The organism is Priestia sp. 179-F W1.4 NHS, assembly GCF_045369295.1.
Lineage (GTDB): Bacteria > Bacillota > Bacilli > Bacillales > Bacillaceae_H > Priestia > Priestia zanthoxyli.
The window spans coordinates 539,788-552,105 of sequence record NZ_JBIQFF010000002.1 but is presented as its reverse complement, the minus strand read 5'-3'; the positions used below and the strand labels follow the sequence as shown (position 1 = coordinate 552,105).

14 protein-coding genes are annotated in these 12,318 nt (G+C 38.6%); 8 read left to right on the top strand and 6 right to left on the bottom strand.

Annotated features, from left to right (window positions below; translation table 11 throughout):
- Window positions 1-8: 8 nt before the first annotated feature.
- Window positions 9-806 (bottom strand): VOC family protein, encoded by a 798-nt coding sequence (locus ACH0CI_RS13305; protein WP_406901574.1) that lies wholly within the window; start codon window positions 804-806, stop codon window positions 9-11.
- Between the two features lie 147 nt (window positions 807-953).
- Window positions 954-1,313, bottom strand: a complete 360-nt coding sequence (locus ACH0CI_RS13300) for a CotG/ExsB N-terminal domain-containing protein (protein WP_406901572.1) — start codon at window positions 1,311-1,313, stop codon at window positions 954-956.
- Between the two features lie 113 nt (window positions 1,314-1,426).
- Between ACH0CI_RS13300 and ACH0CI_RS13295 the strand changes: the two genes are divergently transcribed.
- Window positions 1,427-1,873, top strand: a complete 447-nt coding sequence (locus ACH0CI_RS13295; RefSeq protein WP_033578349.1) for a GNAT family N-acetyltransferase — start codon at window positions 1,427-1,429, stop codon at window positions 1,871-1,873.
- Between the two features lie 256 nt (window positions 1,874-2,129).
- Here ACH0CI_RS13295 and ACH0CI_RS13290 read toward each other — a convergent pair whose 3' ends face one another.
- Window positions 2,130-3,299 carry an MFS transporter gene (locus ACH0CI_RS13290; protein WP_028414199.1) on the bottom strand — a complete coding sequence of 390 codons (1,170 nt, stop codon included), beginning with the start codon at window positions 3,297-3,299 and terminating at the stop codon, window positions 2,130-2,132.
- Between the two features lie 174 nt (window positions 3,300-3,473).
- Here ACH0CI_RS13290 and ACH0CI_RS13285 point away from each other — a divergent pair, with 174 nt between their 5' ends.
- Entirely contained in the window at window positions 3,474-3,668 is a 195-nt protein-coding gene (locus tag ACH0CI_RS13285) for a hypothetical protein (protein WP_033578351.1), read from the top strand.
- 33 nt (window positions 3,669-3,701) lie between these two features.
- On the opposite strand, the gene ACH0CI_RS13280 is transcribed toward ACH0CI_RS13285, so the two are convergent.
- From ACH0CI_RS13280 to ACH0CI_RS13270, 3 genes are all read right to left on the bottom strand, one after another.
- Window positions 3,702-5,003 (bottom strand): NCS2 family permease, encoded by a 1,302-nt coding sequence (locus tag ACH0CI_RS13280; RefSeq protein ID WP_013055916.1) that lies wholly within the window; start codon window positions 5,001-5,003, stop codon window positions 3,702-3,704.
- Between the two features lie 219 nt (window positions 5,004-5,222).
- Window positions 5,223-6,173 (bottom strand): sensor histidine kinase, encoded by a 951-nt coding sequence (locus ACH0CI_RS13275; protein WP_406901571.1) that lies wholly within the window; start codon window positions 6,171-6,173, stop codon window positions 5,223-5,225.
- A gap of 17 nt (window positions 6,174-6,190) precedes the next feature.
- Window positions 6,191-6,889, bottom strand: coding sequence for a LytR/AlgR family response regulator transcription factor (locus ACH0CI_RS13270; RefSeq protein WP_016763353.1), 699 nt, complete (start codon window positions 6,887-6,889; stop codon window positions 6,191-6,193).
- A gap of 175 nt (window positions 6,890-7,064) precedes the next feature.
- Here ACH0CI_RS13270 and ACH0CI_RS13265 point away from each other — a divergent pair, with 175 nt between their 5' ends.
- The 6 genes from ACH0CI_RS13265 to msrA all read left to right on the top strand — a co-directional run bounded on the left by ACH0CI_RS13265 (window position 7,065) and on the right by msrA (window position 12,309).
- Window positions 7,065-7,802 (top strand): ABC transporter ATP-binding protein, encoded by a 738-nt coding sequence (locus tag ACH0CI_RS13265; protein ID WP_049163521.1) that lies wholly within the window; start codon window positions 7,065-7,067, stop codon window positions 7,800-7,802.
- Window position 7,803: 1 nt separating this feature from the next.
- Entirely contained in the window at window positions 7,804-8,970 is a 1,167-nt protein-coding gene (locus ACH0CI_RS13260) for an ABC transporter permease (protein WP_406901569.1), read from the top strand.
- A 172-nt stretch (window positions 8,971-9,142) separates the two neighbouring features.
- Window positions 9,143-9,925 carry an aminoglycoside phosphotransferase family protein gene (locus tag ACH0CI_RS13255; protein ID WP_406901568.1) on the top strand — a complete coding sequence of 261 codons (783 nt, stop codon included), beginning with the start codon at window positions 9,143-9,145 and terminating at the stop codon, window positions 9,923-9,925.
- A gap of 136 nt (window positions 9,926-10,061) precedes the next feature.
- The gene (locus ACH0CI_RS13250) at window positions 10,062-10,562 is read left to right on the top strand and encodes a MerR family transcriptional regulator (protein WP_406901567.1); all 501 of its coding nucleotides are present in this window, start codon (window positions 10,062-10,064) and stop codon (window positions 10,560-10,562) included.
- A 202-nt stretch (window positions 10,563-10,764) separates the two neighbouring features.
- On the top strand, window positions 10,765-11,193 hold the full coding sequence (locus ACH0CI_RS13245) for a MarR family winged helix-turn-helix transcriptional regulator (RefSeq protein WP_028414193.1): 429 nt from the start codon (window positions 10,765-10,767) through the stop codon (window positions 11,191-11,193).
- Window positions 11,194-11,346: 153 nt separating this feature from the next.
- Window positions 11,347-12,309: a peptide-methionine (S)-S-oxide reductase MsrA gene (msrA, locus tag ACH0CI_RS13240; protein ID WP_080754393.1), complete on the top strand. Its 963-nt coding sequence runs from the start codon at window positions 11,347-11,349 to the stop codon at window positions 12,307-12,309.
- The last annotated feature ends 9 nt before the right edge of the window (window positions 12,310-12,318 follow it).

Genomic DNA, 12,318 nt, shown 5'->3' with positions numbered 1-12,318 from the left:
GCGGATGTTTATTTGTTGAATTTAAAAGAAGCTCCTTGTACGGTAATTTGTTGCGGTGTTAGAGCGTGATCCAATTCAACCAAAAATGGACGCTCTCCAACTTTTTTTAATGTATCATGGACAACACCTTGTGTTCCGCTGCAAAAAATAAGGTTTCCTTCATTGACATATAGTTTTTGACAACGTGCATCAAGTAAAGAGTCTTTGTAGCTTTCGCCAGCCTGAACGTCCAGCAGTTTTGTCCATTTGCTGATGGATTCTTCAAGGTTATGTACAGCACAGTAAATGTTTTTTAGCTGCAGCTGACCGGCTTGATGGGAAGAAAGAGCAGCTAGCTTTGGTTTGCGTTTTTCTTCTGGTTCACCCCACTCAATAAAGAAAGGAAAAGGGAGGGCATCATAGTCATCTTCAATAAAACACATTTGCCATTGAAGTCTTTCTCCATCATTAGTTTGACGAGACCCCGCTACAGGGCCTTTTACAGTGTAGCCCTTGTCTTTCAGCTCGGTTATGAGCAAATCTATATCATCTGTACGAAGGGCCAATCGCCCAAAATGACCAAATGGCGTATGTTCGTTAACAAGCTGCTGAATAAGATCATTATCTGTAACTGTTTGAGCTAATGCGATATCTTTAAGCCCAAGCCATTCAATATAGCTGAGGTGAAAATAAGCCAACGTGTTAAAAGTGCCCCATTTTTCATGGGTACCGCCTTTAATAACATTTATTCCGTATTCGTTTAGTTCTTTCTGAGCTTTAATAGGATCAGGTGAAAAATGAACAAGATGATCAAAAGATAAGTGCATGGGTAGGCCTCCTTTTAAGAGAGAGTCTTTCCCACTATTATACTTTGTTTTCTTTTTTAAGAAGAGTAAAACGAATGATTATGTAAAATAAAAATCTTTAAAAAAGCAAGCCGCGTATGTTTTAAACTCGGCTTGCTTTAGGTTTATTTAGCGGCTACAGCCATGCCCTTTAAAGCAGCAGCCAAATGATTTATTAAACCATGGATATGAGCAGCAAGGTGAACCGCAGCGACAGCGGCGATGGCTAGAGCGACGAGTAGAACGGCGAGTAGTGCGACGAGTAGTGCGACGAGTAGAACGACGAGTAGAACGGCGAGTAGTGCGACGAGTAGTGCGACGAGTAGAACGGCGAGTAGTGCGACGAGTAGTGCGGCGAGTAGAACGGCGAGTAGAACGACGACGAGAGCGTCTGTGAAGAGCAGTTGGCTCTTGGTACATAAATGTTTCAAGCTCAGTAGAAGCAAGTGCTTCTGTTGCTTCTCTAATTCTTTCAGCAGTGATATGCATATAAACACCTCCTGGCTAATTCGGTACATAATACAATATGTACAAGGAAGGTGTTTGGATATAGTGAAAACATGGAATTTGTCTAAATTTGTGAAAGAAATGGAGTGGTTTTCATGCTTCAAATCCTCGAACATCAAAGAGTGGATATCGCTCTTCAAATAGTAGCTGTGCAAGTAGAAGCTTATCAAGAAGAAGCAAGGCTCATTAGCTTTTCAGATATTCCTCAGCTTACAGAAAGCAAAGAAGATGTTATGAAAAGCAAGGAAGTGTTTATCGGAGAAATAATTGAAGGTAAGCTAGCAGGCGTGCTGTCGTTTGAAAAAGAAAATGAGCGATTAACGATTTGCCGCCTTGTTGTGCGTCCTCGTTACTTTCGAAAAGGAATCGGAAGCCGTCTTTTAACATATGTACTTCAAAGATATTCAGAATGTGAGTGTATGGTTTCTACAGCCGAAAAAAATACACCTGCGATTAAGCTATACGAAGCTCATCGGTTTTCAATTATAAAACACACTGCAGCTGCGGATAATCTTGTGTTAGTAACGATGAAAAGAGATTGAGACATAGCTAAATTAATCCAAAGACTAACAAATTGGCTACATGAGCTAGTAGGAATCGGCTGTTGATTTCCCTACAAGGCTTCGCTTTCTGCAGGAGTCTTCGCCTTGCCCTCCAATCACCAGCTAGAAGTACCTACATACATGAAACTTACGTTTACCATAGCAATAAAAAAATCCGAACGCGTTGGATTCTTCATCAAGAATCTCGATTCATCGTTCGGATCTTCCTTCAGCTAAAATACTTTTGTCTCAGCCTCTATGATGATAGTGTTTGCTCAGAATAATCTAGAGCTGTATGACGCTGAATCAGCAGTAAAGCAGCTAAAGTGACAACTGCTCCGATAATAAAAGGCAGCGTCATATTGAGTTTAAAGGCAAATGCACCAAGCAGAGGGCCAAAAATACGCCCTAAGCTATCCATTGAGGCAGTTAACCCTGAAGCAGAGCCATATCCTACTTTGGTTCTCATCGTAATTAATGAGAGGACACAAGGACGAATAAGGGCATTTCCTGCTGTAAATATGCACAGAAATAAGGTAGCATTAACGGCACTAGAAGATAACAAAATAGACGTAAATCCTATTGCTGAAACCAATAAGCCAATAGCCATCAGTTTTTTTTCATTTCCTTTTTTAAATCGCTGCAGTACACCGCCTTGAATCAGGGCTTGAGTTAAACCGCTCGCCATAAACATCCATCCGATTGTCGTGGGAGTAGCATTGATTTTCGCTATTTGAAAAAATTGAAAAGTAGCTTCTAAACCAGCGAGCGTAAAAGTAGCTAAAAATGAAAGAACATATAAATACTTCATAGCTCCTTGAAAATCTGACGTGAAGTCATGCCATCTGGATGTCTGTACTTTGGCAGCAGGTTCTTTTCGTAACGATTCTTTTAACGTAAAGAATGAGAACGCTGTCATAATCAGTGACAAGATACCAGAGATAACGAAGGGAACAAACAAGCCGAAAGACGAAAGGACACCGCCTAATGCCGGTCCAAAAATAAAGCCTAAGCCAATTGACATCCCTAACAGTCCCATTGCTTTCGTGCGGTTTTCTTCATCTGTACTATCAGAAGCGTATGCAAAAGCACAAGGAATAACAGCTCCTGCAAACAAACCTCCGATGATGCGTGACGTATACATCAGAGTCAGAGAGTTTTCTGCCACCGAAAAAAGAAAAAAGCTTGCGCTAAAGCCAAGTAAGCCCCAAAGTAAGATGGGACGGCGGCCTTTTATATCGGAAAGCTTCCCCCAAAAAGGTGCGGTAATAAAAGATGCGATCGAATAGCTAGCCATTAGTATCCCTAAATTGACCGTGCTTGCACCCGTGGCACGAATAACTTCAGGTACGATGGGGATGATCACTCCAAAGCCGACAAATACCATAAAAATAACAAACATTAACGTTCCAAGCTGTTTGTTCATATGCAATTAAGCCCCTTTCTCTGTAGAACATGCCGTGAGTTTAGTATACCAAATACAAAGACGTTTTTTACGTATATTTGGTAAAAAGCGCTTTATTTATAAATGGATAACTATGTTAATATTTACCTGTTGCGCTGAAGCTGATACAATTAAAAGAAAAGGGACGTGAAGCAATTGCCAATATGGATTGTATTTGCTGGAATCATAGGCGGTCTTTTAGGATTTGGGGCGCTAGTGGATTATATAGCTAAAAAGAGAAGTGTCGAGCTAAATCCAGAAGAAGGGATAAAGAATGCTTCTGATGCAGAACAAATCTATGTGGAAAATTACCTTTATCAAACAAAAGAAAATAACAATCACTTTCAATAAAAAAAAAGCTTGGAGAGAAATCTCCAAGCTTTTTTAATGCGGTAAAAAGATGAGCTGATAGAGAAATAAAACAGCAAAGACATACACAAGCGGATGAACTTGTTTGCCTTTTCCTTTTACCAGCTTCATTAACGGATAAGAAATGAAGCCAAGCGCAATTCCTGTTGCAATACTCGATGTAAGAGGCATTGCTAGAACAACTAAAAAGGCAGGGAACGCTTCATCAAAGTCATTCCAATTAATTTTAGCTACAGCACCCATCATTAAGCTTCCGACAATAATTAATGCAGGTGAAGTAATAGCTGCTACGCCAGAAACCGAGCTTACAACCGGACTAAAGAATGCTGCCACAATAAATAGAATGGCTACCGTCACGCCCGTTAGACCTGTACGTCCGCCTGCTGCTACACCAGATGAAGATTCAACATAAGCCGTTGTTGGGCTTGTACCAAATAAAGCCCCAATCGTTGTACCAAATGAGTCAGCAAGCAATGCTTGACGCACGCGAGGCATCTTATTACCTTTCATAAGGCCGGCCTGTTGAGCTACGCCTACCATTGTACCTGTTGTATCAAAAATCGTCACAAGTAAGAAAGAAAAAACAACTGTGTACAAATCATGATGAATAACATCTCCAAAAGCAGCAAAAGGATTTGAAATCATTAAGCCATCTGGAAGGTGAGGGGAAGCAAACAAACCTTTATCAAATGAAAGCTGTCCTCTAAAGAAAGCAATTAATCCGGTAATAATCATACCGAAGAATAAAGCGCCGTTTACATTTAGCGTATATAAAATGATTGTAATCGCAAGTCCAATCAGTGTTAAAACTACTTTCTCAGACTGCAAATCACCAAGTCCAATTAAATTTGATTTATTTGCAACAATAATACCGGCTGAACGAAGCCCGATAAAAGCAATAAATAAACCGATACCAGCACTGATCGCGTGCTTTAAATTGTTTGGAATAGCTTCAATTAATTTTTCACGAAACGATGTTAACGATAGGATGATAAAGATAATACCCGCTACGAATACAGCTGAAAAAGCAGTAGCATAGTCGATACTTCCATTTGAACCAACAACTAAAGCAGCAAAGTATGCATTCATTCCCATACCGGGAGCAATAGCGATTGGATAGTTAGCTGCAAGAGCCATCCATAGCGTAGCTACGACTGCTGAAATAATAGTAGCTGTAAATACTTGATCAAAAGGAACGCCGGCGCTGGACAAAATAACTGGGTTCACAATGACGATATAAATCATGGTTAAAAACGTTGTAATACCAGCTAAAATCTCCGTTTTAGCATCCGTGTTATATTCTTTTAACTTAAACATAAGTAACCTCCAAAAATAACGAACATTAAAAGCAACATGATATATAATATTCGTTTTTTACTTGAAATGCAATAGATTTGCATATAAAAAATCAAAAACTAAAAAAGTGACGATAAAAGAGCTAAAACAAGTGTGAAATATTTCTTTTTTTCGGTGCTTTTTATAGTGTGCGCGTATAGAAGAGGCTCATACGAAAAAAAGCCGCTTAGGCTATAGCGGCTATGTTGCTTGTTTTGAGGAAACGACTATAGGAAATTTTATTTTAATGGAAAGAGTTAAATCGTGATAGGTATATTCCAAGCGTCCTTGGTAGTTGGAAACAAGTTCAGAAATGATCCACGTGCCAAGGCCTTCGTGGCGTTCTTTCTTTTCTGTCACATGAAAAGAAGTAAACAAGTGATCTTGACGCTCTCGTGATAAAGGAGCGGTAGAATTGCTGACTTCTAAAATGTAAATGCCACTTCGAATCATACTCGAAAGGGTTATCTCTTTTTTCTCAGAAGAATGAGCGGCTTCTAAAGCATTATGCAGTAAATTCATGATGAGATTCATTTGGTCAAGGTGCTTTAAAGGCAGCTGTGATAACGGTGAATCTAATTGAACATTCATATGTATTCCCCACGTATGTGCTTGATTCTTGCTTTGATGTACAACAGAAGCAACGTGCGAATGTTCACCTTGAATATATGAATGGGTATCATTCAAAGCTTCAACGTAATCTTGAATATACTCTTGTGCCTGCTGTCTTTGGTTTGTTTCTAGAAGATAGGATACGGCGCTGACATGTTTAATAAAATCATGTCTTTCAGCTCTTAAAGCTTGAAAAAGCTCATTGTTTTTTTGAATTTCACGTGAAGCACTGCTTTCCCGGTTAGCTACGAATATGTATTGTTGATAAGACGAAAACATGTCGGTCATGTAACCAATCATTGCGATAACGGTTAGGCCAATACTAAGAGGTGAAGATAGGCTAAATAAAAGCAGGAAAAAAGACGTCAGCACGATTGCTTTTTTTATCGTTAGTGAAGGAGCCGTTTGATATTTCTTTCTCCATATAAAAAATGAACCAATTATAAAAGAACTAAGTAGGAGATGTAAACTAACAGGCAGGTCTTTAAAAAAGAGGAGCACGAAAACAGTTAGTAAAACTAGTGTGTAAAATAGTTTCATTTTAAATAGTGCCTCCTTTAAAAGTACTCTTTTTGCAAGATGTCTAAATTTGTTTTCGTGATTAAAGCTGTTTTTTCGGTGCTTTGAAACATCACGGAGTAGGAGTGCTTAGTATACAGGGAGAAATTTTGAATATAGGAAATGTTGATAATAAAAGCTCGATGCGACCTTAGAAAATGACTCGCCGTTAATTCTTTTTCAATTTCGTTTAATGATTGATAGGTACTAAATTCTCCATTTGTCGTTATGATGGTGGTAGAGCGACCCGTTCGCTCTGCAAATATAATATCTTGTTTGTTCAGCACTTGCATTTCGGTTTTTTGTTTTAAAATAAGCTTATCTCTTGTATCAGTTGATTGTTTTTTTTGATGAAAACGCTGAATGCCTTTTAACAGGCGCTCTTTAGAATAAGGCTTCATAATGTAGTCTAAAACGTTGAGTTCAAATGCATGAACGGCAAAGCCGCTGTGCCCAGTGACAAAGATGACTTGAATATCAAGCGCGTAAGCATTGATAAAGTCTGCAAGCTCATAACCTGATAGCTTTGGCATTTCAATATCTGTAATTAATAAATCAATTTCATTTTTTTTAATTTCGTTATAAGCTTCCTCCGCGCTGCTAGTCGAAAAAAGTATGTCTATATCATCTTCTCTTTCTAAAGAAATCCTCAATTTTTCTAAATCATATGAATGATCATCCACTAATCCTACCTTCATAAATAAAAACCCTCTTTGTTTTATTCTATTGGATATTACCACACTATTTTACCATGATTTATAAGATGGAAAGGACGTTTCGCGACATAAAAAACCCTCTTTATGACAAGATGGAAGATGCTGTATAAAAAATAAGCTAAGATAGAGTCAATCACAGTAAAAGGGGAGAGCGGATATGATTGAAATCAAAGGTGTGACGAAATATTTTAAAGAGAAAAAGCAAACAATTGCAGCTGTTCAAGATATTCATGTAACCATCGCACAAGGAGAAATTGTAGGACTATTAGGGGAAAATGGAGCGGGGAAAACAACTCTTTTACGTATGCTGTCGACTGTACTTGAACCATCGGAAGGCCATATGTTCATTCACGGAATTAACATTCATAAACGGCCCGATAAAATAAAGCAAAAAATCGGCGTCCTTTTTGGCGGTGAAACAGGTTTATACGACCGTTTGACAGCTCGTGAAAACTTAGCTTATTTTGCTAAGTTTTATGGAATGAGCAAACATGAAACAAAGATAAGGATTGAGGAACTGGCCAAACGTTTTGGAATGAAAGACTACTTGGATCGCCGCGTCGGAGGCTTTTCAAAAGGAATGCGTCAAAAAGTAGCCATTGCACGCACTATTCTTCATAACCCAGACGTTATCCTATTTGATGAACCGACTACAGGATTAGACATTACATCAGCAAACATGTTTCGCGAGCTTATTAAAAGTCTGCAAAGAGAAGGAAAAACGATTGTTTTTTCCAGTCACATTATGGAAGAAGTGGAGATGCTGTGTCAGTCTATCATCATGATTCATAAAGGAAAAATGATTTATCAAGGAACAAATGAACAGCTGTATAAAGAAGAAGAAAGTACAGACTTAAACTACATCTTTATGTCGCGTATCGTGAGGGGGGCTTAATATGATTTGGCATATTTATAAAAAAGAGTTGATTGATTGTTTGCGAGATCGCAAAACGATTATCTTTAGCGTGTTGATTCCGATTCTGTTAAATGTAGGGATTATCTTTTTTGCAGACAAAATGATGGCTAGTGATCAAACAGATTCCATGTCTGTAGCTGTTACAAAAGATTCTGATGCCAGTGTGATCGACTGGTTAAAAAACGATGACAATATTAAAGTAATTGAAAGCAGAAATCCACTCAGTGCTGTAGAACAAGGGAAAGCGTTAGCGGCGTTAAAGCTACCAGACGATTTTTCTTCAGAAGTGCGTAAGATGAAATCGCCAGAAGTTACTGTTTATACGGATTCAGCGAGCATGAACTCAGGTGCTACCGCAGAGTATATACAAAATATACTGAATAAACATCGAGAAGCTATAGTTAGCGAACGCTTAGACCAACTAAATGTGAATAGTCAAACGATAGCTCCGTTTAATGTGGTTGAAAAAGGAGTGTCTAAAGAAGATGACGGCTCTTTAACAATGATTGCGATGTTTGCGCCAATGATTATCATTATGGGCGTTTTAGGTGGCATTCTTCCTTCTGCCAATGATATTTTTGCAGGTGAAAAAGAACGGAAGACGATGGAAGCTCTATTGATGGCTCCTGTCAAACGAACGCAATTACTGGTTGGAAAATGGCTTACGATCTCTACATTCGGTATCGTAAGCGGCCTTTTGTCTACATTGGCATTTGTTTTCTCTGTACGTTATTTAACAACTATATTAAATGATGCACTGCAGCTTAAGGATCATGTTACAACCTTTATCTTCTCGTTTTTAGTCACCCTTACCCTGCTAGCGCTGCTAGGAGCCATAGTATTATGTATCCTTAGCCTTTTAGCAAATTCAGTTAAAGAAGCGCAGAGCTATACATCTCAAATTATGATGGTAGCGATACTTCCATACTTTTTACTGATGGGAAAATCCGTACACGAACTGCAACCAAGCGGATTTTTAATTCCTATTTATAACGTATTTGCACTTATGAAACAGCTTCTCTACGGTGTCTACGACATGCAGAGTCTCGTCTATACAATAGGAAGCTTATCGGTTTGTACGGTTGTTTTATTTGCGGTTGGTTATACGATGTTTACGAAAAGCCGCTGGGTGCTTGGTAAAGGGTAAGAGACTGGGCAAAAGTAGTTTAGTTGAAGGAAGGTCCGAACGAGTAATCGTTCGGATTTTTTTATTGGAATGGTGAACGTAAGTTTCAGGTATGCAGTTAGTTGCTTCTAGCTGTTGATTGGAGGGAAAGAGCAACAAAAAGAGAATGTAGAAAGAAAGGGAAGTGAGACAGTTGCATCCTATTATAATAGAAGAAATTCCTCATTCGATAAAAAAGTATGTAAAGCAAATCGAAAAAGTGACGTTTCCGAAGCAAGGGTGTACCTCAGATGTTGGTATCCTTCATACGGCTAGAGGGAGATATGTTTTAAAACGGGCAAAAAGGGAAAAGTACAGAAAATGGTTATATAAGGAATATTATGTATTAAAAAATATACGCGCTCTGGAAGAATGTCAAAGCCCGATCGCTTACAAATTCGTTCAAACAGCAGAGGAGAGCTGGATGCTGCTAGAATTTTTTGAAGGAAAGACGGTAAGAGAGTATTTAGAGAAGGAAGATAATGAAAAAAAGCGTGAGCACGTTGTCTATGAAATGGGGCATCTTCTTGCTCGTATTCACAATGCTGAGTGTCCAGAACGATTAGTGAGTAAGCAGCCGTGGATCCACCGAATGCTGCAAGAGGCAGAGTACAATTTAACTCAATATGAGGTAGACGGAAATCAACGGCTGCTAAAACAACTGCAGAAGCAAAACATGATATGCAAACAAGAGGTACTTATTCACGGAGACTACACGATTGATAATGTACTTGTACACGACGGTCAGATAACAGCTGTTATTGACTGGAGCGGAGGAACTTTAGGAGACGCTCGTTATGATATGGCGCTGGCTGTTCGTTTTGAAGACGGAATCTTTACAGGTAAAGAGCGCGCGTCTTTTTTTAAGGGATACGGCAAGGGGATTTCACAGAGCGAATTTTGTTATTTTGCAGAAGGTTTATACGAGTTTTTCTAGGGAATAATGACATCATTTTCTTCATTTGTTGAACGTCCACTTTCTTTGACGAATTCATACTAGTTTTGTCACGTATGAAGGGATTTAAAGATTTCTCTCGAAATGGCTAGTAAATGAAAAAATGGAGGGATGGAACATGACGATGAAAACGGTGGATGTGGCAAAGTCGCTGGGAATACATCCAAGTACGGTATTAAAATGGGTTAAAATGGCGGATATCGAGCTAGAGAGAAATGAATCGGGACACTGTGAGTTTACAGAAGAAAATATTGAAGCACTTAGAGACTTTCAAAAAAACCGCAATCGTCAAGCCGTCGTCAAAGTGGTAGAAAAAGTAGTAGAAAAAGAGGAAGTCGTTATATCTGATGAACGTGCACAAGATATGCAAAAGCAGCTTGATCAGCTTTTTTTAAGACTGATTGAAAATGAAAAGCGTACAGAAGAAAAAGCGGGAGAAGTAGTGACCTTTCAAATTTTAGAGCATCGTTCAGAAATCGATCGATTAAATAAAGTTGTTACGAAATTAGAAAATCGAGTAGCGGAACTTGAAAGTCAGTTAAAAAGTGAAGACAGCTTAAAAGGTAAAAAGCCTGTTCCAAGATGGAGAAGCTTTTTAACCGGTATTTTTAGCTACTAGCAGCGATTTACCATAACGGTAAATCGCTTTTTTTATGGAATTTTATGAAAAATACATCAATTCGTACAGGATTGTGGAAAAAAATCTCAATAATAGTTGACGAAACGCTTAGTAATTTGATAAAACTAATTAAGTTAAGAAAGTGAAATACTTTCGTAAATACATATTCGTTATCATGCGATAGCGTTAAGGAGAGTGACAAGTGAAAAAAAGAGAAGAGCTCGTTCAAGAAATGGAGACGCTGTTTCGCTTTGTGTTCAGACAGCTTCGCCAAGAAATTAATGAAGTATACAATTCAGAGCTATCAACAAATGAATTTATGGTGCTTCGTATGCTGGTTGATTCCGGCAGGCAGCGATCAACTGATTTATCTAAGTATCTTCAAGTGTCAGCAAGCCACATTACGGCGGTAACCGACTTGCTTTTGTCAAAAGGCTACATTGCACGCAAACGGTCTGAAAATGATCGACGTATTATTGATATTGAACTGACCAAAGAAGGGCAAGATATTTTTAATGTGATTCAAGAAAAAAAACGAGCGTATTTCCTTGAGCGGTTTGAGCACTTTACAGATAAAGAAATTGAAACGATGAATAAACTGTTTCACAAAATTAAAGGCGATCAAAAATAAAGCGCTTTAAATGCGGAAGAATAATCAGTGAAGATGAGCTTCACTGATTATTTTTTTGTCTTAAAACGGAAAGAGTACAAGAAGCAAGTTAGTTGGTGAGAACATCAAATCAGCGTATAATAATAGAAAGAATACATGAAGGAGGTCATCTTTTTGACAGAACAATATGAAGTAGCAACTTTTGCTGGAGGCTGTTTTTGGTGTATGGTGAAGCCCTTTGATGAACAGCCAGGCATTATAAAAGTTGTATCTGGCTATACAGGCGGTCACAAAGAGAACCCGACGTACAAAGAAGTATGCTCAGAAACAACGGGCCACTATGAAGCGGTCCAAATTACATTTGACCCAGAAGTTTTTCCATATGAAAAGCTTTTAGAACTATACTGGCCTCAAATTGACCCAACGGATGCAGGCGGACAATTTGCGGATCGAGGCGATTCATATCGAACAGCTATCTTTTATCACAATGAGCACCAAAAGGCACTAGCTGAAGAATCCAAGCAACAATTAGAAGCAAGCGGTCGTTTTTCTGAACCAATTGCCACACAAATTCTACCGGCAAAACCGTTTTATGAAGCGGAAGAATACCATCAAGGTTATTATAAGAAAAATAAATTCCGCTATGCTATGTATCGACGAGGATCTGGACGTGATCGGTTTATTAAAGAAAACTGGAAAGACTTTGGCCGCGACGAGCAGCTAAAAACGACATTAACGCCTATTCAATATGAAGTTACTCAAAATGACGCAACGGAACCCCCGTTTCGCAATGAATTTTGGGATCATACAGAAGATGGTATTTATGTAGATATCGTATCAGGAGAGCCGTTGTTTAGTTCAACGGATAAATATGATGCCGGATGCGGATGGCCGTCTTTCACAAAAGCGATTAATAAAGATGAAGTAAAAGAAAACATGGACGTTAGTCATAATATGGTTCGTACAGAAGTACGAAGCAAAACGGCTAACTCTCATTTAGGTCATTTATTTGATGATGGTCCGCAAGATGCAGGCGGCTTGCGTTACTGCATCAACTCAGCGGCTCTTCGCTTTGTTCCGAAGGAAGATTTAGAAAAAGAAGGATACGGGGAATACGCTGTTTTATTTAACAAATAAAATAATATG